Here is a 19,535-nt window from a genome sequence, read left to right as displayed (position 1 = left end):
GAATCTCAATACGCCTGTTAACGCAGCGTTCACATTGGGAGAAATTTTGTAAAGGCCGGCGATTTTTCGTTGCTTCAGAGCAACGCAGTAGTTTCAGTAGACGTCGCGGCGGTAGCGTCCGGCGGCCGCGAGTTCGCGCATCGGCCCATCACCCGCGATCTGGCGCAGCGCGGCGTCGACGCCGGAGGCCATGCCTTGCAGGCTGCCGCAGACGTAGATCGCGGCACCGCGTGCGATCCAGGCGCGCACCTCGTCGTGACGTTGCAGCAGGCGGTGCTGGACATAGAGCCGTTCGGCCTGGTCGCGCGAGAACACCATGTCGAGCCGCTGGAGCACCCCGACTTGCTGCCAGGCTTCGATCTCTGCACGGCAAAGGAAATCGTGCTGCGCGTTGCGCTCGCCGAAGACCAGCCAGTTGTCGTGCCGGCCCTGCGCTGCGCGGGCGCGCAGGTGGCCGCGCAGGCCGGCCAGCCCGGTGCCGTTGCCGATCAGCAGCAGCGGGCGCTCGAGGCTTTCGCCCAGCCGGAAATTGCGGTGCGGGCGCAGTTGCAGCTGGACCGTGTCGCCCAGCCGAAGGGTCGAGGTCAGCAGGCCGGAAGCGGCGCCGAGCCTGCCGTCGGGGTGCTGCTCCTGGCGCACCAGCAACTCGAGGCTCCCGTCGGCGGGGATCGAGGCGATCGAATAGTCGCGCGGCCGTCCGGGATCGCTGGCGAGGGCGAGCCGCGCGATGTCACCGGATTCCCAGCCGGCGGCCGGTGCGGCCATCGGCGTGAAGGCCAGTCGGTACACCGGCGCGCCGGCGCTGCCTTCGTTGAGGAGCGTGCGCGACCCCAGTCGCCACGGCATGGCCGGCGCCGCGGCTTCCGATGGGTCCGCGGTGTCGTCGGCCGCCGCGCCGCCGCCGCACTGCGCCTGCCAGGCGGCCAGGGTGGCGGGCTCGGCATTGTCGACCTCGATGCGCTCGAAGCTGCGGGCCGCGCCGGCCGCGTGCAGCCACTCGTCGAGCAGGCGGCCGAAGCGGCAGAAGTTGGCGTACTGGCGGTCGCCCAGCGCGAGCACCGCATAGCGCAGCGAAGACAGCTCGGCCTTCGCGCCCATCACGTGCTCGGCGAACAGGCTGGCGCCGTCGGGCGCATCGCCTTCGCCATATGTGCTGGCGATGAAGAGGGCCTTCGGCGCCCGCCGCAGCAGGTCGATATCGACCTCGTTGAGCGGCATCACGCGCGCCGGTGTCCCGGCCGCATGCAGCCAGCCGCCGGTCTGCCATGCAAGGGCCTCGGCCTGGCCGGTCTGGCTGGCATACAGCACCAGGGTGGCGGCGCCGGCCCCGCTGCCGGCCAGCGCGGAGGCCCTCCGCTCGCTGGCATCGCGTTGCCGGCGCCGCCGCCAGTAGATCGCGGCGCACAGCGCGGCATAGGCGAACAGGGTGAAGCAGGCGGCGAGCGCCCGCAGGGTCGGCTCCGTCACTGGATTGGCCAGGCGGGGCTGGCGAAGGCGCGCGGGCCCCGTTCGGCGCGGCACACGAACAGCGCCGCCACGTCGTGGCGGCGGGCAAAGGCCAGGCCGTCATCGGGACCCAGCACGGTCAGCACGGTGGCCAGCGCGTCGGCCTCCATGCACTCGGGATGGAGCACCGTCACCGAAGCCAGCGCATGGCGCACCGGCTCGCCGGTGCGCGGATCGAGCGTGTGCGACCAGCGCCGTCCCTGGTGTTCGCGGACATGCCAGCGGTCACCCGAGGTCGCGATCGCCAGGCCGTCGAGCGGCACCCGGTGCGTGTGGCCGGGCAGCGCGTCGACCAGCACCTGCCACGGATCGCCGCCGGGGCGACGGCCGGCCGCGCGCAGCTCGCCGCCGACTTCGACCAGGAAATCGCCGAGCCCGAGTGCCTGCAGCGCAGCGGCGACCTGGTCGACCGCGAAGCCCTTGGCGACGCCCGACAGGTCGAGTGCCGCGCCGCCCGGCTGGATGGCGGTGCGGGTCTCGGGGTCCAGCGCCAGGCGCTGCCAGCGCACGCGTGCACGGGCCTGCGCGATCGCAGCGGGGGAGGGCGGCCCGTCGTTCGAGGCGTCGGCACCGAAGCCCCAAAGCGCGACCAGCGGGCCGATGCTCGGGTCGATCGCCCCGTCGCTGGCCGCGGCCCATCGAAGGGCGCAGGCCAGCACCCTGGCAAATTCGGGTTCGAGCACGTGCCGGCTGCCGGCGGCGGCATGGTTGAAACGGCGGATGTCCGAGTCTGCTTCCCACGTGCTCATCTGCGCGACCACGCGATCGAGCGCGGCCTGGGCCGCGGCGCGCACGTCCTCGAGCGCGACCATGCGCGGGTTGTCGAAGCGCAAAGACCAGGTCGTGCCCATGCTGCGGCCGGCCAGCGCCTGCAGGCTGGCAGGGTCGGCACGGCGCGGCCGGGGCGTGTTGGCGTAGCCGCCCGCAGCCCAGGACACGAAAGACGCTCGCGCGGGCGCCGGGACTTTCGCGGCCGGACTCAGGGCATCACTTCCAGGGTCGCGGCGTAGTTCAGGCGCCGTTCCTTGGCCTGCGGCACCGAGGTCTTCTTGTCGGTCGTGCTGGCGTCGAGCCAGTACATGCCGGCTTCCGGCCAAGTCACGCTGAACTGGCCCTTGGCATCGGTCTTGACCTTGAGCTCGTCGAGCTTGTCGCGATAGCGCGTGTTGCCCAGCGTGACCGTGACCTCGAGGTCCTTGGCCGGCTGGCCGTCCAACTGCAGCGTGAAGCTGGTCTTCTCGCCCTTCACCAAGTCGGTCGGATTGGCCGTGACCAGTTCGAGGCCCTTGCCGCTGGCACGCAGCGCGCTGGGCTTGCCGACGGTGACGAAGGTCTCGTTGCGGCCCGCCGATTGCGTGACTTCGACCTCGGTCGCATCGGCCGGGATCTGGCTGGCGATGTTCTCGGGCGTGCCGCGGGCGCGCTTGGTCTGGCCGGTCGCCTTGTCCTTCCAGCGTGCGAAGACGCCTTCGTTGACCAGGGCCAGGCGGTAGGTGCCGGGCTGCGTGAGGTTCAGGTCGAAGCCGGCCCGAAGCTTGCCCTTGAACATGTTCTCGGGCTTGACCGTGCTGCCGTCGGGCGCCGTGACCGCCAGACTGTCGAGGTTCAGCGGGTTGTGGTTGAAGAAGAACAGGTCGTTCGACACCGCGGCGTCGACCGTGATCCAGTCGGCCTTCGACAACACGGTGCTCGACGGCATCAGCCAGGCGTTGTGGGCCTGGACGGCCGCGGTGCCGGCGCAGAGGGCGATGCCGAGAGCGAGGGTGCGCAAGGAGAGCTTCATGATGGGTTCCCGGGAAGTTGGTGACGAAGTTGGATCAGGGCTTGAGCTCGAGCGAGACCTCGCCCAGCTCGCTGTTGCCGGCGACCTGCGACTGCTCGGCCTTGGCCGGCGGCCACTGGAAGGGAATGCTCACGATCTCGCGGCCGCCGACCTCGCGCGCCGCCTCGACATACAGCTTGTAGGCGCCGGGCGCCAGCTTGGGCAGCGCCACCGAACCCTCGGACACGGCGATCTGGTGCTTGCCGGCCGGCCGCGTCGCGCTGCTCACGCCATCGGTCGGCATCTGCAGTTCGCGGCCGGTGCGGCGCCACCACTGGCGCAGGTCCTTCAGCCACTTGGTGCCTTCGCCCTCGGCGCTGCCCTTGTTCTTGACGTCGTACCAGACCGCCAGCGTGCCGGCCACCGACTGGTCGGGCCGCTCGATCCAGGCCGCCACGTAGGGGCGGTGGTACTCCGCCACGTTGAGGCGCGGCACTTCGACGTTGACCGTGAGCCCCGCGGCAAAGGCCGGTGCGCCGAACAGTGCGGCGACGGCGAGGGAATAGCGAACTTGCACGAAAAACCTCTTTCCTGGATCAGTGGATGAACAGCAGCGCGAGCAGCACCGGGATCACCAGGCCCATGCCGACCATCGGCCAGGTGAAGGGCCGGTTGCCGGCGTGCATCTTGAGAATGAAGAGTCCGGTGATCGAGAACACCAGCGTGGCGGCCGCGAAGATGTCGATGAACAAGCTCCAGGCCGCGCCGCTGTTGCGGCCCTTGTGCAGGTCGTTGAAGTAGGAAAGCCAGCCGCGGTCGGTCCGCTCGTACTCGGCTTCGCCATCGATCAGACTCAGCCGCAGCCAGGCATCGCCGCCCGGGCGCGGCAGCGACAGGTAGATCTCGTCGTCCGACCATTCGGCGTCGCGACCGGCGGTGTCGACCGCCCACTGCGCCTGGATCCAGGCCTGCAGTTCGGCGGGCAGTTCGGCCTTGCCCTTGCGGGCCTTGGCGGCGGGGAGTTCCTTCAGCAAGGCCGCGCGCAAGACGTCGTCGACGGTGGCGGTCCGGCTCGTCACCTTCGGCCTGGCCTCGATGCTGGCCGCATGGTTGAGCGTGAAGCCGGTGATGCCGAACAGCAGCAGCCCGATCAGGCAGAGCGCCGAGCTGACCCAGTGCCATTCGTGCAGGGTCTTGAGCCAGTAGGCGCGGCGGCGGTTGTCGGTGGTGGCGGCGGTCATCGGAGCGGGCGATTCTAGCCGCTCAGATGAGAATGAATTCTATTTGCAGCTTGCTTGGCTGCGCCCGGAGCGGTACCCAGATGCGCAGAAAAGCCCCGTCAAATATGACCTTGTCGCTCCTTTTTTTATAGCAATGAAGTTTCGTAAAGTCAAAAAAAAGCGGGGCATTGCCCCGCTCGTCTGAAGCCGTGCCGGCCTACTCGTTCTCGCCCATCTGCGACTGCAGGTAGTTCTGCAGGCCGACCTTGCCGACCAGGTCGATCTGGGTCTCGAGGAAATCGATGTGTTCCTCGGTGTCGTCCAGGATCTCTTGCAAGAGGTCGCGCGAGACGTAGTCGCGCACGCTTTCGCAGTGGGCGATGCCGGCCTTGATGGTCGCCTGCGCGCCGGTCTCGGAGCGCAGGTCGCATTCGAGGATCTCGGGGACGTCTTCGCCGACCTGGAGCTTGGCCAGGTCCTGCAGGTTGGGCAGGCCGTCGAGCATGAAGATCCGGTCCATGATCCGGTCGGCGTGCTTCATCTCGCCGATCGACTCGTCGTATTCCTTCTTGGCCAGCTTGTCGAGGCCCCAGTGCTTGAGCATCCGGTAGTGCAGGAAATACTGGTTGATCGCGGTCAACTCGTTCTTGAGTTGCGCCTGCAGATGGTCGATGACTTGTGGGTCGCCCTTCATGGTTTTTCCTTGTTCTTAAAGAGACGATTGTGCGAGTCCGCCGGGCGGCCACGCAAGCAAACCCATGCGCCGACGGTCTGCATGCGGGTGAGGGTGATAGGTGTTCGCATTCATAGGGGTGGGCAATGCAATTAATAGCCCATGGCTATCTGAAAGCGGATATTGGTAGTTATACTAATCACTCGCACTTTTCATCAGCCTCCAAGGAAACTCAATGTCCCTGATCAACACAGAAATCATCCCGTTCAAAGCCACTGCGTATCACAACGGCAAGTTCGTGCCCGTCAGCAACGACAACTTCAAGGGCAAGTGGTCCGTCGTCGTGTTCTACCCGGCCGACTTCACTTTCGTGTGCCCGACCGAACTGGGTGACCTGGCCGATCACTATGCCGAATTCCAGAAGCTCGGCGTCGAGGTGTATGGCGTGTCGACCGACACCCACTTCACGCACAAGGCCTGGCACGACACGTCCGAGACCATCGGCAAGGTGCAGTACCCGCTGATCGGCGACCCGAGCCAGCAACTGGCACGCGCCTTCCAGGTCCTGATCGAAGAAGGCGAAGACGCCGGCCTGGCCTACCGCGGCACCTTCGTGATCGACCCCGAAGGCAAGATCAAGACCATCGAAGTGCACGACAACGGCATCGGCCGCGACGCCGCCGAACTGCTGCGCCGCGTGAAGGCAGCCCAGTACGTCGCCGCTCACCCGGGCGAAGTCTGCCCCGCCAAGTGGACCGAAGGCGCCGAAACGCTCAAGCCTTCGTTCGACCTGGTCGGCAAGATCTAAGCCGCCTGGTTCGCGCCACAGCCCGGGCGCGTTCGCACCCGGGCTTTTTTGTTTCCACCGCATTTGAAAAAGAAAGTCACCATGCTCGACGCCGGCACCAAATCGCAACTCAAAAGCTACCTCGACCGCATCACGCAGCCGATCGAGATCGTCGCTTCGCTCGATGACAGCAAGGCGTCGGGCGACCTGCAGGCGCTGCTGAAGGACGTGGCCGAGTCGTCGGCGCTGGTGAAGGTCAGCGAGAGCCGGGACGACCAGCATCGCAAGCCGTCCTTTTCCATCAACCGGCCCAGCGAAAACCACGGTCCGCGTTTCGCGGGCCTGCCGATGGGCCACGAATTCACCTCGCTCGTGCTGGCCCTGCTGCAGGTCGGCGGCTACCCGCCCAAGGTCGACGACGCGGTGCTGCAGCAGATCCGCGCACTCGACGGCGACTTCGAGTTCGAGATCTACATCTCGCTGACCTGCCACAACTGCCCGGACGTGGTCCAGGCGCTGAACCTGATGGCGATCCAGAACCCGCGCATCAAGACCACGATGATCGACGGCTCGCTGTTCCAGGACGAGGTCAAGGAACGCCAGATCATGGCCGTGCCGACCGTCTTCCTGAACGGCACCGAATTCGGCCAGGGCCGCATGAGCCTCGAGGAGATCCTGGCCAAGATCGACACCAGCGGCGTCGAGCGCGAAGCGAAGAAGATCGCCGCCAAGGAACCCTTCGACGTGCTGATCGTCGGCGGCGGCCCCGCCGGTGCGGCGGCCGCGGTGTACGCGGCGCGCAAGGGCATTCGCACCGGTGTCGCCTCGGAGCGCTTCGGCGGCCAGGTGCTCGACACCATGGGCATCGAGAACTTCATCTCGATCAAGGAGACCGAAGGACCCAAGTTCGCCCTGGCGCTCGAGGAGCATGTGCGCGACTACGACGTCGACATCATGAACCTGCAGCGAGCCGCCGGCCTGGTGGCGGGCGACGACTTCATCGAGATCAAGCTCGAGAGCGGGGCGTCGCTGAAGAGCCGGTCGGTCGTGATCTCGACCGGTGCGCGCTGGCGCAACATCAACGTGCCCGGCGAGCACGAGTACAAGAACAAGGGCGTGGCCTACTGCCCGCACTGCGACGGTCCGCTGTTCAAGGGCAAGCGCGTGGCGGTGATCGGCGGCGGCAACTCGGGCGTCGAGGCGGCGATCGACCTGGCCGGCATCGTCGGCCACGTGACCTTGATCGAGTACGACACGCAGCTGCGGGCCGACGCGGTGCTGCAGCGCAAGCTGCGCAGCCTCGCCAACGTCACGGTGCACCTCAACGCGCAGACCACCGAGATCACCGGCGACAGCCAGAAGGTCGACGGCCTGGTCTACAAGGACCGCGCGACCGGCGAGAGCCATCGGGTGGCGCTCGAAGGCGTGTTCGTGCAGATCGGCCTGGTGCCCAACACCGATTGGCTCAAGGGCACGGTCGAGCTGTCGAAGCACGGCGAGATCGTGGTGGACGCCAAGGGCCAGACCTCGGTGCCGGGCGTGTTCGCCGCGGGCGACGCCACGACGGTGCCGTTCAAGCAGATCATCATCGCCGCCGGCGATGGCGCGAAGGCGGCGTTGAGCGCTTTCGACCACCTGATCCGCACCTCGGCGCCGGCGGAAGAGGCGGTCGCAGCCTGAGCGGGTTGTCGCCTCGCCGGCCCCCCGTGCAGGGACGGCGAGGCGCAGATCCACGCGGATCGACCCTGAAAAAAGAACGACATTCAGTTACTAATGAGAATTATTCTCATATAGTACGGGCCGGGCACATTGCCCATCCACCCGCCAGCAAGATCGCGCCGCGCCTTTCGCGGCGCGCGGTCCAGCGAGCAGCTTCTCTCATCGCTGTCCTGGACTCCAAGTGTCACGTTCCACTGCCTTCTCGCACCGTCTTCGCATCCTCCCCTGGCTGATCGCTTCCGGCTTCGGCACCCTCTCGTCGGCCCAGGAGGCCGGCCCCGCCCGGGTTGCGGCACTCGGCGAGATCGTGGTGAGCGGCACGCGCTCCGAGCAGAACAAGGATGACATCCCGGCCACCGTCGAGGTGATCGACCGGGAGCAGATCGAGTTCGAGCAGATCCACAACATCCGCGACGCGGTGCGCGACATTCCCAACGTGTCGGTGCGCCGGGCGCCTGCGCGCTTCGGCCTTGCGACCGGCAACACCGGCCGCGACGGCAATGCGGGCTTCAATATCCGGGGCCTGGACGGCAACCGCGTGCTGCTGATGACCGACGGCATCCGGATGCCCCGCAGCTACGTCTTCAGCGCCAATGCCTTCGGACGCGACTACTTCGACCTCGGCCTGATCGAGCGCATCGAGATCATCAAGGGACCGGCCTCCGCGCTCTACGGCTCCGACGGGCTGGCCGGCCTGGTCAACTTCATCACCCGGCAGCCGGAGTCCTTCCTGGCCGACGGCAAGACCTTCGGCGGTAGCGCCAACGTCGGCTACAGCGGCGACGACAACGGCTGGCAGGGCGGCGTGACGCTGGCCGGCAAGGCCAGCGACACGGTGAGCTGGCTGATTTCCGCCAACGGCAGCCGCACGCACGAGCTGGAGAACATGGGCACCAACGATGCCCGCAACACCGACCGCACGGCGCCCAACCCCGAGCAAGGCAACAGCCAGTCCTTGCTTGCCAAGCTGATCGTGAAGCCGAATGCCGATCTGGTGCACAACCTCACCTTCGAGCATGTGGCCAGGTCGACCGGCTACGACCTGTTGTCGGGCATTTCGAAGCCGCCCTACACCTCGACCTCGGTGACCGGCCTCGGCGCCTTGACCGACCTGCAACGCGACCGCCTGACATGGGACGGGCGGCTGCGCGTGGACTCGGTGCTGGCCGACAATCTGCTCGGCTACCTGAGCTACCAGAAGGCCGATTCGCGCGAACAAGCCTGGGAGAAGCGTTACTCCGCCGCCGACCGCATGCGTGACGTCACCTACAGCGAGAACACCTGGCAGGCCGGCCTGCAGGCCGACAAGACGCTGCGCATGTCCGGCGACTGGTCGCAGCGCATCACCTACGGCATCGACTACACGAACACGGGGGTCGAGAACCTGCAGACCGGGCTGGTGCCGCCGGCCGGCGAGGTCTATCCGCTCAAGCGCTTTCCCGACACGACGGAGAAGACCGCGGCCTTCTACATCCAGGACGAATTCATCCACGACCGGTGGAGCATCACGCCCGGCGTGCGCATCGACCATTTCGACATCGACGCCAAGCAGGCCGGCTTCGGTCCCACGGCGGTCTCGCTGTCCGATTCGGCGGTCTCGCCCAAGCTCGGCGTGCTGTACCGCGCGACGCCGCAATGGACGATCTACGGCAACTACGCCTCGGGCTTCAAGGCGCCGAACGCCTTCCAGGTCAACAACTTCTTCGAGAACGTGATCTCCGGCTACCGGACGATTCCCAATCCGAACCTCAAGCCCGAGACCAGCGACAACTTCGAGCTCGGCACCCGGGGCCGGGCCGGCATCCTGAACTTCGAGGCCGCGGCCTTCACGGGCAACTACCGCGACCTGATCGAGAACGATCGCCAGGTCGGCGGCGTGTTCGGCTCGCGCACCAACCCGGCGACATTCCAGTCGGTCAACATCGGGCGCGCCCGGATCTATGGCTTCGAGCTCAAGGGCGAGTTCGACTGGACCGCCAACGGTACCGGCTTCACGCTGCCGATCGCCTACGGCCAGGCCCGCGGCGAAGATCGCACCAGCAACGTGCCGCTCAATTCGGTCGATCCGCAGAAGCTGGCCGTGGGTCTGAAGTACCAGGCGCCGACGTGGAGCGTGCGCCTCGACGCGGTCCACTATGCGGCCAAGAAGCGCAGCGACGTCGATCCGGCCGAGGTCACGACCGGCGTGCAGTTCCTCACGCCGTCGGCCACCACGCTCGACATCAACGCGCAGTGGCGCATCCGGCGCGACCTGCGGCTGAACGTCGCGGTGGTCAACCTCACCGACAAGAAGTACTGGATGTGGAGCGACGTGCGCGGCCTCGCCGCCACCTCACCCGTCGTCGACGCCTACACGCAGCCCGGACGGCATTTCAACGTGTCGCTCGTGGCCGATTTCTGATCCCTCTCTCGAATGCAGGAACGCATGATGAAACCTGAACTTGTACGCGAACGATTCGCCACCCTGCGCGCCGAAGGCAAGCGCCACAAGGATGCCGCCGAAGCGCTCGGCATCAGCGAAGGCGAGGCCATCGCCGCTCACGCGGGCGACCATGCCCGCGGCCTGCGGGCGACGCCGCTGCGCGGGCCGTGGCTGGCGCTGCTGCAGTCGCTCGAGCGCTGCGGGCCGGTGCTGGCCCTGACGCGCAACAGCTCGACGGTGCACGAAAAGACCGGCGTCTACCGCAACCTGTCCGGCGGCGCCCAGATGGGACTGGCGCTCGGCGAGGAGATCGACCTGCGGCTCTTCTTCAAGCACTGGCATGCGGGCTTCTTCGTCAGCGAGGCGGCGGCCAACGCGGGCCAGCCAGCCGCGCTCAGCCTGCAGTTCTTCGACGCCAGCGGCATCGCCGTGCACAAGATCTTCGCGCGCGACGCGACCGATCGCGGCGCCTTCGAGTCGGTCGCGCAGGCCCATGCGGATGCGGCTCGGCAGGTCGCCTTCGCGCCCGCCGAAGCCAAGGCGCAGCCGCGGCCCGACGGCGAGATCGACCGTGCGGGGCTGGCCGAAGCCTGGGGCGGCATGACCGACACCCACCAGTTCTTCGGGCTGCTGAACAAGTTCGAGGTCGAACGCCAGCAGAGCTTCCGCCTGAGCGAAGGCGGCTTCACGAAGCGGGCGCAGCGCACCGCGGTGCGCGAACTGCTCCTCGAAGCCTCCTTCGCGGGCACGCCGATCATGGTCTTCGTCGGCAGCCCGGGCTGCATCCAGATCCACAGCGGACCGGTGGTGCGCATCGAGCCGATGGAGATGCGCGGCATGCAGTGGCTCAACGTGCTCGACCCGGGCTTCAACCTGCATCTGCGCGAAGACCTGATCGACAGCGTCTGGATCGTCGAGAAGCCCACCAGCGACGGGGTCGTGACCTCGGTCGAGGCCTTCGACGGCGAAGGCGGCCTCATGGCGATGTTCTTCGGCACCCGCAAGCCCGGGGCTGCCGAGCGCGAGGACTGGCGCGCGCTGGTGCGCAAGCTGCCGACGCTCGAGGTGAGCCCATGACGCAGCCGATGCCAAATCGTCGCGACGCGCTGCGCCTGGCCGGTGCCGGCGCGCTGGCGGCCTGCGCCGGCACGGCGCTGGCGCAGGGCCCGCGCGCGCCGCGCCTGGTGACCATCAGCGGCGCGATCACCGAGGTGGTCTATGCGCTGGGCGCCGAATCGCAGCTGGTCGGCACCGACACCACCAGCCTCTACCCGGAGGCAGCCCGGCAGACGCCCAAGGTCGGCTACATGCGCCAGCTCTCCGCCGAAGGCCTCTTGTCGCTGAAGCCCGATGCGGTGATCGCAACCACCGAGTCGGGGCCGCCGGTGGTGCTCGACCAGCTGCGCACGGCCGGCGTCCGGCTGGAACTGGTCGAGGCCGACCACAGCTGGTCCGAGGTGCAGCGCAAGGTCGCGGCCGTGGGCCGCGCGGCGGCGCGCGAACGGCAGGCGCGCGAGCTGATGGCGCGCCTCGATGCCGAATGGGCCGGGCTGCAGCAGCGGGTGGCGGCGAGCCCCGGGCGCAAGCCGCGCGTGCTGTTCGTGCTGTCGCACAGCGCCAGTCCGCAGGTGTCGGGCGAGAAGACGGCCGCCAACGCGGTGATCGGCTTCGCCGGCGGCGTCAATTGCCTCTCGGGCTTCCAGGGTTACCGTCCGATGACCGCCGAGGCCATGGCCAGCGCCGCGCCCGACGTCATCCTGACCACCACGCAGAGCATCGAGGCCCATGGCGGTGCCGAGAAGTTCTGGCAGCGGCCCGAACTGGCGCTGACGCCGGCCTTCAAGCGCCGGGCCCTGGTGGCCCAGGACGCCTTGCTGCTGCTGGGCTTCGGCCCGCGTCTGCCGGCCGCCGTCAGCGAGCTGCACAAGAGCCTGCGCGCGGCATGAGCGGGCGGCTCTCGATGCGCACCACGCTGGCGGGTGGGTTCGCGCTGCTGCTGTCGAGCCTGGTCGTCGGCGCCGCGTCAGGCGCCTACGCGATCAGCGGCTCGCAGCTGATGGGCGTGTTCGCTTCGATCTGGCAGGGCGGGGCCGACCCGTCGCCCGAGTACCTGGTGTTCGTCAACATCCGGCTGCCGCGGCTGGTGCTCGGCGTCGCCGCCGGTGCCGGTCTGGGCATGGCCGGCGCGCTGATGCAGGGCCTGTTCCGCAATCCGCTGGCCGACCCGGGCCTGATCGGCATCAGCAGCGGCGCCGCGCTGGCGGCCGGCGTGACGATCGTGCTCGGCGCCTGGCTGATGCCGGTGCTGCCGCGCAGCCTGGGCAGCTGGACCTTGGTCAGCATGGCCTTCGGCGGCGGCTTCCTGGTCACGCTGCTGATCTACGGCCTGTCACGCAGCGAAGGCAGCACCCGCATGGCCCTCATGCTGCTGGCCGGCATTGCGATCAATGCGCTGGCGGGCGCGGGGCTCGGCTTTCTCAGCGTGATGGCCAGCGACGAGCAGTTGCGCAGCCTGCAGTTCTGGCTGCTGGGCAGCCTGGGCGGCGCGCGCTGGAGCGCCGTGGGGCTGGTCGGCGCGATCGTGCTGGTCGCCCTCGGCGCCGGACTGGCGCTGGCGGCGCCGCTGAATGCGATCGCACTCGGCGAGGCGCAGGCCACGCTGCTCGGCGTCGACGTCGAGCGCGTCAAGCGGCGCGCCATCCTGGTGACCGCCTTCGCGGTCGGCGCGGTGACGGCGACCACCGGCATCATCGGCTTCGTCGGCCTGATCGCTCCGCACTGGGTGCGGCTGGTGGCCGGGCCCGACCATCGGGTGGTGCTGCCGGGCTCGGCGCTGCTCGGCGCGGTGCTGGTGCTGGCGGCCGACACGGTGGCCCGCACCGTGATGGCGCCGACCGAACTGCCGCTGGGCGTGCTGACCGCCTTCATCGGGGTGCCGATGTTCCTGCTGATGCTGCGGCATTTCAGGGGGCGCCTGTGACGCTGGCCTGTACCGACACCGACCTGCGGCTCGGCGGCAAGACCTTGCTCGCCGGCGCCGACATCACGCTGCAGCCGGGCCGGGTGACCGCCATCCTGGGGCCCAACGGCGCGGGCAAGTCCACGCTGCTGTCGGTCCTGGGCGGCCAGCGCCAGCCGGACCGGGGCCAGGTGCTGCTCGAGCGCCAGCCGCTGGCCGTGCACCGGCCGGCCGCGCTGGCCCTGCGGCGTGCGCTCATGCCGCAGGAAAGCGCAGTCGCCTTCGACTTCAGCGCGCAGGACATCGTCGCGCTTGGACGCTTCCCCCATCGCCGCACGCCGAGCCGGGACGAAGACGCGATCATCGACGGCGCGATGGCGCTGACCGATGTGTCGGCGCTGGCGCAGCGCGTGCTCAACACCCTCTCGGGCGGCGAGAAGTCGCGGGTGCAGATGGCGCGTGCCCTGGCGCAGCTGTGGGATCCGCGGCCCGACGGCCGCGCCCGCTGGCTGCTGCTGGACGAGCCGACCGCCGCCCTCGACCTGTCGCACCAGCATGCCGCGATGCGCCTGCTGCGCGATTGGGCGGGGCAGGGCGTGGGCATCGTTGCCGTGCTGCACGACCTCAACCTGGCGCGCCGCTACGCCGACGAGGTGGTGGTGCTGGTGGGCGGAGGCGGCGTGCACCAGGGGCCGGCGGCGCAGGTGCTGCAGCCGGCGCTGATCGAGCGCGTCTGGGGCATGCCCTGCCAGCCGGTGGTGGCCGCCGACGGCACCATTCAATATCTGTTCGGCTAGTACGTCAGGCGCTCGGGGCGCAGTTCCTGCAGGATCGTGGTCGCGATCTCCTCGATCGACTTGGTGGTGGTCGACAGCCAGCGGATGCCAGCCCGACGCATCATCGCCTCGGCCTCGCTGACCTCCTGGCGGCAGCTCTCGAGGCTCGCGTAGCGGGAATTCGGCCGTCGCTCGTTGCGGATCTCGCTCAGCCGCTCGGGCTGGATGGTGAGCCCGAAGATCTTCTTGCGGTGCGGCATCAGCGCCGGCGGCAGCTGGCGGCGCTCGAAATCCTCGGGGATCAGCGGGTAGTTGGCCGCTTTCAGGCCGTGCTGCATGGCCAGGTAGAGCGAAGTCGGGGTCTTGCCGCTGCGGCTGACGCCGACCAGGATCACGTCGGCGCCGTCGAGGTCGCGGTTGCTCTGGCCGTCGTCGTGCGCCAGGCTGAAATCGATGGCCTGGATGCGGGCGTCGTATTCCTTGCTCTTGCTGACGTCGCTGAAGCGGCCGATGCGATGGTTCGATTTCATGGCCAGCTCGATCTCGAGCGGGCGCACGAAGGTGCCGAACATGTCGAGCAGCATGCCCTTGCAGCCGGTTTCGATGACCTCGAGCACTTCCATGTTGGCCAGCGTCGTGAAGACGATCGGCCGGACACCCTCGATTTCGGCCGTGTGGTTGATTTTTCGCACCGCCTGGTGCGCCTTGTCGACCGTGTCGGTGAAGGGCAGCCGCACGTGGCGCGGCTTCATCTCGAACTGGGCCAGGACGGCATTGCCAAAGGTTTCGGCGGTGATGCCGGTGCCGTCGGAAACGAAGAAAACTGTGCGCGTGTGCATGGATTGGCGACCTTGTCCTGCGGCACGCCGAACCCCGCCGCGCCTACAATTCGCCCCATTATCGGGAAAGCCGAGCACTTTTCCCCTTCGAATTCCAGCATGCACCCCCCGCCGATGCCCAGAGCAAGAAGAACGATCGCGTCGTGCCGCCTGCATGCAGCCACAGTTTCAACTTCTGGAGCTTTCCCATGTCTGACCTCTTCGAAGCGACCGCCCTGGTCGTCCCTTTCGAAAACCTGAGAATGACCGACGTCGAGTCGGTCGGCGGCAAGAACGCCAGTCTCGGCGAGATGATTTCCCAGCTGCCGCAGGGCGTGCGGGTGCCCACCGGCTTCGCCACCACGGCCCACGCCTTCCGCCAGTTCCTGGCCCATGACGGCCTGGCCGACAAGATCAGCGCCAAGCTGGCCGCGCTGGACACCGAGGACGTGCGCGCCCTGGCCACCGTGGGTGGCGAAATCCGCGCCATGGTCGAGGCCCAGCCTTTCCCGGCCGATCTGCAGAAGGCGATCGCGGATGCCTTCGCCACCCTGTCGGCCGGCAATCCTCAGGCCAGCTTCGCGGTCCGCTCCTCGGCCACCGCCGAAGACCTGCCCGACGCCTCCTTCGCCGGCCAGCAGGAGACCTTCCTCAACGTGGTCGGCATCGAAGACGTGCTGCACAAGATGAAGGAAGTGTTCGCCTCCCTCTACAACGACCGCGCGATCAGCTACCGGGTGCACAAGGGCTTCGCCCACGACGTGGTGGCACTGTCGGCCGGCGTCCAGCGCATGGTCCGCAGCGACCTCGGCGCCGCCGGCGTGATGTTCACGATCGACACCGAATCCGGCTTCGAGGACGTGGTGTTCATCACCTCGAGCTACGGCCTCGGCGAGACGGTGGTGCAGGGCGCCGTGAACCCCGACGAGTTCTACGTCCACAAGCCGACCCTGCGCGCCGGCAAGCGGGCCGTGATCCGCCGCAACCTGGGCTCCAAGCTGATCCAGATGGAGTTCGCGAGCGCCGCCGAAAAGGCCGCCAGCGGCAAGCTGGTCAAGACCACCGACGTGCCGACCGAGCAGCGCAACCGCTACTCGCTGACCGACGCCGACGTCGAGCTGCTGGCGAAGTACGCGCTGGTGATCGAGGAGCACTATGGCCGCCCGATGGACATCGAATGGGGCAAGGACGGCACCGACGGCCAGCTCTACATCCTGCAGGCGCGCCCTGAAACCGTGAAGAGCCAGCAGCAGGGCAAGGCCGAGCAGCGCTACAAGCTGCTGGGCCGCGGCGCCGTGCTGGCCGAGGGCCGCGCGATCGGCCAGAAGATCGGCACCGGGCCGGTGCGGCTGGTCCACAGCATCAGCGAGATGGACAAGGTCCAGGCCGGCGACGTGCTGGTCACTGACATGACCGACCCCAACTGGGAGCCGGTGATGAAGCGCGCCGCCGCCATCGTCACCAACCGCGGCGGGCGCACCTGCCACGCGGCGATCATCGCCCGCGAACTGGGCATTCCGGCGGTGGTCGGCTGCGGCGACGCCACCGACCTGCTCAAGGACGGCACCCTGGTGACCGTGAGCTGCGCCGAAGGCGACACCGGCTTCATCTACGACGGCCTGATCGAAACCGAGGTGACCGAAGTCCAGCGCGGCGAAATGCCCCCCATCGACCTCAAGGTCATGATGAACGTCGGCAACCCGCAGCTGGCCTTCGACTTCGCCCAGCTGCCGAACCACGGCGTCGGCCTGGCGCGGCTCGAGTTCATCATCAACAACAACATCGGCGTCCACCCGAAGGCGATCCTCGACTACCCGAACGTCGATGCCGACCTCAAGAAGGCGGTCGAATCGGTGGCCCGCGGACATGCCTCGCCGCGCGCCTTCTACGTCGACAAGGTGGCCGAGGGCATCGCCACCATCGGCGCCGCCTTCTGGCCCAAGCCGGTGATCGTGCGGCTGTCGGACTTCAAGTCGAACGAGTACCGCAAGCTGATCGGCGGCAGCCGCTACGAGCCCGAGGAAGAGAACCCGATGCTCGGCTTCCGGGGCGCCGCGCGCTACCTGAGCGGCGAGTTCGGCGAGGCCTTCGCGATGGAATGCGAGGCGCTCAAGCGCGTGCGCAACGAGATGGGCCTGACCAACGTGCAGATCATGGTGCCCTTCGTGCGCACCCTGGGCCAGGCCCAGCGCGTGACCGAACTGCTGGGCGAGCACGGCCTGAAGCGCGGCGAGAACGAGCTCAAGCTGATCATGATGTGCGAAGTGCCGAGCAACGCGATCCTGCCCGAGGAGTTCCTGAAGTTCTTCGACGGCTTCTCGATCGGCTCCAACGACCTGACCCAGCTCACGCTGGGCCTGGACCGCGATTCCGGCCTCGAATTGCTGGCCGCCGACTTCGACGAGCGCGACCCCGCGGTCAAGGCCCTGCTGGAGAAGGTCATCAAGGCCTGCAAGGCCCAGGGCAAGTACGTCGGCATCTGCGGCCAGGGCCCCAGCGACCACCCGGACTTCGCGCTCTGGCTGGCGGAGCAGGGGATCGAGTCGATTTCGCTGAATCCCGACAGCGTCATCGAGACCTGGCAGCAGCTCGCCAAGCGCTGACCGATCGTGAGGCGCGACGGTGTCACCGTCGCGCAACGACTTTGTTCACGGACTCGGTGTAATCCCCGTGTCAGCTTGGTGTATTTGCAACCAAATGCATCTTTGCTGTCAAACTCCGGGCATTTCCGGGAGCGCCGAGCCGCGCCCCTGGCGTCGAGGAACCCATGATTCTTGTCAAGACTGAAGCCGGTCAGCGCGTCCTGAAGGATCGTTCGGTCGCGCTGACACCCCGCCAGCGCACGGCGTTCATCCTTTGCGACGGCAAGCGGAGCGTCGGCGACGTGCTCGAGGCCGGGATGGGCGTGAGCCGCGAGGAAATCGACCAGATGATCGCGCAGGGCCTGCTGGCGCTGGTCGGCGAGGCCAGCGCTCCCGCCGCTGCCGGGCCCGCCGCGTCGCCCGCGCCTGCGCCTGCGCCCGTGGCCGCTGCGCCGGCCGTGGGCCGCTCCGACCAGCAGCGCTACAAGGACGCCTATCCCATCGCGACCCAGCTGACGGGCAGCCTGGGCTTGCGCGGCTTCAGGCTCAACCTGTCGGTCGAGGGCACCGCGAACTACGAGCAGCTGCTGGAGCTGTTCCCGAAGATCCAGGCCGCGGTGGGGCCTGACAAGGCCGCCGGACTCGAACGGGCACTGCGCGGCGCCTGAGTGCTATAATTTACGGCTTTGCCTTGCCACACCACGTCTGACGCCGCGGGTGGCTCAACCCCTTTCCTCGAACAACATCGGGGAATCCAAACGGACCACAAGGAGTGCCAATGCGTCACTATGAAATCATTTTGCTGATCCACCCGGATCAGAGCGAGCAGGTTCCGGCCATGCTGGAGCGCTACAAGGGCCTGATCACGGCCGGCGGCGGCAAGATCCACCGCGTCGAAGACTGGGGCCGCCGTCAGCTGGCCTACCAGATCAACAAGCTGAACAAGGCGCACTACCTGTGCGTGAACATCGAAGCCGAGCAGACCGTCATGGCCGAGCTCGAGCACGCGTTCAAGTTCAACGACGCTGTCCTGCGCCACCTCACCGTGGTCAAGAAGAAGGCCGACACCGGTCCTTCGTCGATGATGAAGACGGTCGAGCGCGAAGAGGCCCGCAAGGCCCAGCAGGCCGAATACGCCGCCAACAACAACTGATGGCGTGAGCGTTGCCGCGGTCAATCAGCTGTTGCTGACTGCCTGCGTCGCCGAACTCGGAGCCCTGCGTTTCACGCCTGCCGGACTGCCCGCCGTCGACCTGCGACTCGAACACGAGTCGACAGTGACCGAAGCGTCCCAGCCCCGACAGGTCAAGGCGGCCATCAAGGCCGTCGCCTTCGGCGCAGTGGCCGAAAGGCTCGCAAGGCAGGAGCTGGGCAGTCTCTGGCGATTCCAGGGCTTCCTCGCGACACCGGGCAACGGCAAGCATCCAGTGCTTCACATCCAGAACTTTCAGCAAGATTAATTTTCTAGAGGTCCAAACATGGCCACGTTCAAGAAATTCAACAAGGACAAGCGTCCGAAGCGCAACACCCAGTCGCTGCTGTTCAAGCGCAAGCGCTTCTGCCGCTTCACCGTCGCCGGCGTCGAAGAGATCGACTACAAGGACATTGACACCCTGCGCGACTTCATCAGCGAAAACGGCAAGATCATCCCCGCACGCCTGACCGGCACGCGCGCGATCTACCAGCGCCAGCTCAACACCGCGATCAAGCGTGCCCGCTTCCTCGCGATGGTGCCGTACAGCGACCAACACCGCGTCTAAGGAGAGAACCACCATGCAAGTCATTCTTCTGGACAAGGTCGTCAACCTCGGCGTGCTCGGCGAGATCGTCAAGGTCAAGGACGGTTACGCACGCAACTTCCTGATCCCCTCGGGCCGCGCCCGCCGCGCCACCGAAGCCAACAAGGCCGAATTCGAAGCCAAGCGCGTCGAGCTCGAAAAGGCTGCGGCCGCCAAGCTGGCCGAATCGCAAGCCCAGGGTGAAAAGCTCGGTGGCACCGCCATCAAGCTGACCCAGAAGGCCGGCGTCGACGGCCGCCTGTTCGGCTCGGTCACCAACGCCGACGTCGCCGAAGAGCTCAGCAAGCAAGGCTACAAGGTCGCGAAGTCGCAAGTGCGCATGCCCAACGGCCCGATCAAGGTCGTCGGCGACAGCACCGTCAGCGTCGCGCTGCACACCGACGTGGTGGTCGACATCACGGTCACGGTCTACGGCGAGAGCGCCTAAGACGCCCCACGCGCTTCGTGCGCGTGAAAGAGCCGCCTTCGGGCGGCTTTTCTTTTTCCGGCGGCCTGGGTTGTCCCGCACGCTG

At 67.6% G+C, this 19,535-nt stretch carries 20 protein-coding genes; 13 read left to right on the top strand and 7 right to left on the bottom strand.

Annotated elements, in window-relative coordinates; all coding sequences use genetic code 11:
• Positions 1–93: 93 nt before the first annotated feature.
• From QTI68_RS22015 to bfr, 6 genes are all read right to left on the bottom strand, one after another.
• On the bottom strand, positions 94–1,467 hold the full coding sequence (locus QTI68_RS22015) for a sulfite reductase subunit alpha (protein WP_286524479.1): 1,374 nt from the start codon (positions 1,465–1,467) through the stop codon (positions 94–96).
• Positions 1,464–2,444 (bottom strand): FAD:protein FMN transferase, encoded by a 981-nt coding sequence (locus QTI68_RS22010; RefSeq protein WP_286524477.1) that lies wholly within the window; start codon positions 2,442–2,444, stop codon positions 1,464–1,466. The genes QTI68_RS22015 and QTI68_RS22010 overlap by 4 nt, the downstream gene beginning before the upstream one ends.
• A gap of 41 nt (positions 2,445–2,485) precedes the next feature.
• Positions 2,486–3,289 (bottom strand): DUF4198 domain-containing protein, encoded by an 804-nt coding sequence (locus tag QTI68_RS22005; RefSeq protein ID WP_286524474.1) that lies wholly within the window; start codon positions 3,287–3,289, stop codon positions 2,486–2,488.
• A 34-nt stretch (positions 3,290–3,323) separates the two neighbouring features.
• Positions 3,324–3,845, bottom strand: coding sequence for a DUF2271 domain-containing protein (locus tag QTI68_RS22000; RefSeq protein ID WP_286524472.1), 522 nt, complete (start codon positions 3,843–3,845; stop codon positions 3,324–3,326).
• Between the two features lie 19 nt (positions 3,846–3,864).
• Positions 3,865–4,509: a PepSY-associated TM helix domain-containing protein gene (locus tag QTI68_RS21995; RefSeq protein ID WP_286524470.1), complete on the bottom strand. Its 645-nt coding sequence runs from the start codon at positions 4,507–4,509 to the stop codon at positions 3,865–3,867.
• A 196-nt stretch (positions 4,510–4,705) separates the two neighbouring features.
• The gene (bfr, locus tag QTI68_RS21990; RefSeq protein ID WP_286524467.1) at positions 4,706–5,182 is read right to left on the bottom strand and encodes a bacterioferritin; all 477 of its coding nucleotides are present in this window, start codon (positions 5,180–5,182) and stop codon (positions 4,706–4,708) included.
• A gap of 214 nt (positions 5,183–5,396) precedes the next feature.
• On the opposite strand from bfr, the gene ahpC reads away from it, so the two are divergent.
• From ahpC to QTI68_RS21955, 7 genes are all read left to right on the top strand, one after another.
• Positions 5,397–5,969 carry an alkyl hydroperoxide reductase subunit C gene (gene ahpC / locus QTI68_RS21985; protein ID WP_286507442.1) on the top strand — a complete coding sequence of 191 codons (573 nt, stop codon included), beginning with the start codon at positions 5,397–5,399 and terminating at the stop codon, positions 5,967–5,969.
• An 81-nt stretch (positions 5,970–6,050) separates the two neighbouring features.
• The gene (gene ahpF, locus QTI68_RS21980) at positions 6,051–7,628 is read left to right on the top strand and encodes an alkyl hydroperoxide reductase subunit F (protein WP_286524466.1); all 1,578 of its coding nucleotides are present in this window, start codon (positions 6,051–6,053) and stop codon (positions 7,626–7,628) included.
• A gap of 220 nt (positions 7,629–7,848) precedes the next feature.
• A complete protein-coding gene (locus tag QTI68_RS21975) occupies positions 7,849–10,068 on the top strand; it encodes a TonB-dependent hemoglobin/transferrin/lactoferrin family receptor (protein WP_286524465.1) in 2,220 nt (739 codons plus the stop codon).
• Positions 10,069–10,095: 27 nt separating this feature from the next.
• Positions 10,096–11,166 carry a hemin-degrading factor gene (locus tag QTI68_RS21970; RefSeq protein WP_286524463.1) on the top strand — a complete coding sequence of 357 codons (1,071 nt, stop codon included), beginning with the start codon at positions 10,096–10,098 and terminating at the stop codon, positions 11,164–11,166.
• Positions 11,163–12,035, top strand: coding sequence for a heme/hemin ABC transporter substrate-binding protein (locus QTI68_RS21965; RefSeq protein ID WP_503011723.1), 873 nt, complete (start codon positions 11,163–11,165; stop codon positions 12,033–12,035). Before QTI68_RS21970 ends, QTI68_RS21965 begins: the two co-directional genes overlap by 4 nt.
• A complete protein-coding gene (locus QTI68_RS21960) occupies positions 12,032–13,069 on the top strand; it encodes a FecCD family ABC transporter permease (RefSeq protein ID WP_286524457.1) in 1,038 nt (345 codons plus the stop codon). The genes QTI68_RS21965 and QTI68_RS21960 overlap by 4 nt, the downstream gene beginning before the upstream one ends.
• On the top strand, positions 13,066–13,845 hold the full coding sequence (locus QTI68_RS21955; protein WP_286524454.1) for a heme ABC transporter ATP-binding protein: 780 nt from the start codon (positions 13,066–13,068) through the stop codon (positions 13,843–13,845). The genes QTI68_RS21960 and QTI68_RS21955 overlap by 4 nt, the downstream gene beginning before the upstream one ends.
• Here QTI68_RS21955 and ppsR read toward each other — a convergent pair.
• Complete coding sequence (gene ppsR, locus QTI68_RS21950) at positions 13,842–14,663, bottom strand: posphoenolpyruvate synthetase regulatory kinase/phosphorylase PpsR (protein WP_286524451.1); 822 nt, start codon at positions 14,661–14,663, stop codon at positions 13,842–13,844. The two genes, QTI68_RS21955 and ppsR, sit on opposite strands and share 4 nt — an antisense overlap.
• Positions 14,664–14,851: 188 nt before the next feature.
• On the opposite strand from ppsR, the gene ppsA reads away from it, so the two are divergent.
• From ppsA to rplI, 6 genes are all read left to right on the top strand, one after another.
• Positions 14,852–17,245: a phosphoenolpyruvate synthase gene (gene ppsA, locus QTI68_RS21945; RefSeq protein WP_286524448.1), complete on the top strand. Its 2,394-nt coding sequence runs from the start codon at positions 14,852–14,854 to the stop codon at positions 17,243–17,245.
• 164 nt (positions 17,246–17,409) lie between these two features.
• On the top strand, positions 17,410–17,892 hold the full coding sequence (locus QTI68_RS21940; protein WP_286524446.1) for a hypothetical protein: 483 nt from the start codon (positions 17,410–17,412) through the stop codon (positions 17,890–17,892).
• Positions 17,893–18,002: 110 nt separating this feature from the next.
• Positions 18,003–18,377 (top strand): 30S ribosomal protein S6, encoded by a 375-nt coding sequence (gene rpsF, locus QTI68_RS21935; RefSeq protein ID WP_286507454.1) that lies wholly within the window; start codon positions 18,003–18,005, stop codon positions 18,375–18,377.
• A 4-nt stretch (positions 18,378–18,381) separates the two neighbouring features.
• Positions 18,382–18,684, top strand: coding sequence for a primosomal replication protein N (priB, locus tag QTI68_RS21930; RefSeq protein WP_286524444.1), 303 nt, complete (start codon positions 18,382–18,384; stop codon positions 18,682–18,684).
• A gap of 18 nt (positions 18,685–18,702) precedes the next feature.
• The gene (rpsR, locus tag QTI68_RS21925) at positions 18,703–18,984 is read left to right on the top strand and encodes a 30S ribosomal protein S18 (RefSeq protein WP_007830781.1); all 282 of its coding nucleotides are present in this window, start codon (positions 18,703–18,705) and stop codon (positions 18,982–18,984) included.
• A 13-nt stretch (positions 18,985–18,997) separates the two neighbouring features.
• Positions 18,998–19,450, top strand: coding sequence for a 50S ribosomal protein L9 (rplI, locus tag QTI68_RS21920; protein ID WP_286367286.1), 453 nt, complete (start codon positions 18,998–19,000; stop codon positions 19,448–19,450).
• Positions 19,451–19,535 lie beyond the last annotated feature (85 nt).

Source organism: Variovorax sp. J31P207, from assembly GCF_030316965.1.
GTDB lineage: Bacteria > Pseudomonadota > Gammaproteobacteria > Burkholderiales > Burkholderiaceae_C > Variovorax > Variovorax ginsengisoli_B.
This window is presented reverse-complemented; position numbering and strand designations above follow the sequence as displayed.

What these genes read in the sequence shown, in the direction of transcription:
- ahpC (WP_286507442.1), top strand. Translation starts at nt 5,397, where the DNA reads ATGTCCCTGATCAACACAGAAATCATCCCGTTCAAAGCCACTGCGTAT.
- rpsF (WP_286507454.1), top strand. Translation starts at nt 18,003, where the DNA reads ATGCGTCACTATGAAATCATTTTGCTGATCCACCCGGATCAGAGCGAG.
- QTI68_RS21965 (WP_503011723.1), top strand. Translation starts at nt 11,163, where the DNA reads ATGACGCAGCCGATGCCAAATCGTCGCGACGCGCTGCGCCTGGCCGGT.
- rplI (WP_286367286.1), top strand. Translation starts at nt 18,998, where the DNA reads ATGCAAGTCATTCTTCTGGACAAGGTCGTCAACCTCGGCGTGCTCGGC.
- ppsA (WP_286524448.1), top strand. Translation starts at nt 14,852, where the DNA reads ATGTCTGACCTCTTCGAAGCGACCGCCCTGGTCGTCCCTTTCGAAAAC.
- QTI68_RS22005 (WP_286524474.1), bottom strand. Translation starts at nt 3,289, where the DNA reads ATGAAGCTCTCCTTGCGCACCCTCGCTCTCGGCATCGCCCTCTGCGCC.
- rpsR (WP_007830781.1), top strand. Translation starts at nt 18,703, where the DNA reads ATGGCCACGTTCAAGAAATTCAACAAGGACAAGCGTCCGAAGCGCAAC.
- QTI68_RS21970 (WP_286524463.1), top strand. Translation starts at nt 10,096, where the DNA reads ATGAAACCTGAACTTGTACGCGAACGATTCGCCACCCTGCGCGCCGAA.
- ahpF (WP_286524466.1), top strand. Translation starts at nt 6,051, where the DNA reads ATGCTCGACGCCGGCACCAAATCGCAACTCAAAAGCTACCTCGACCGC.
- bfr (WP_286524467.1), bottom strand. Translation starts at nt 5,182, where the DNA reads ATGAAGGGCGACCCACAAGTCATCGACCATCTGCAGGCGCAACTCAAG.
- QTI68_RS21940 (WP_286524446.1), top strand. Translation starts at nt 17,410, where the DNA reads ATGATTCTTGTCAAGACTGAAGCCGGTCAGCGCGTCCTGAAGGATCGT.
- QTI68_RS21960 (WP_286524457.1), top strand. Translation starts at nt 12,032, where the DNA reads ATGAGCGGGCGGCTCTCGATGCGCACCACGCTGGCGGGTGGGTTCGCG.
- QTI68_RS21995 (WP_286524470.1), bottom strand. Translation starts at nt 4,509, where the DNA reads ATGACCGCCGCCACCACCGACAACCGCCGCCGCGCCTACTGGCTCAAG.
- ppsR (WP_286524451.1), bottom strand. Translation starts at nt 14,663, where the DNA reads ATGCACACGCGCACAGTTTTCTTCGTTTCCGACGGCACCGGCATCACC.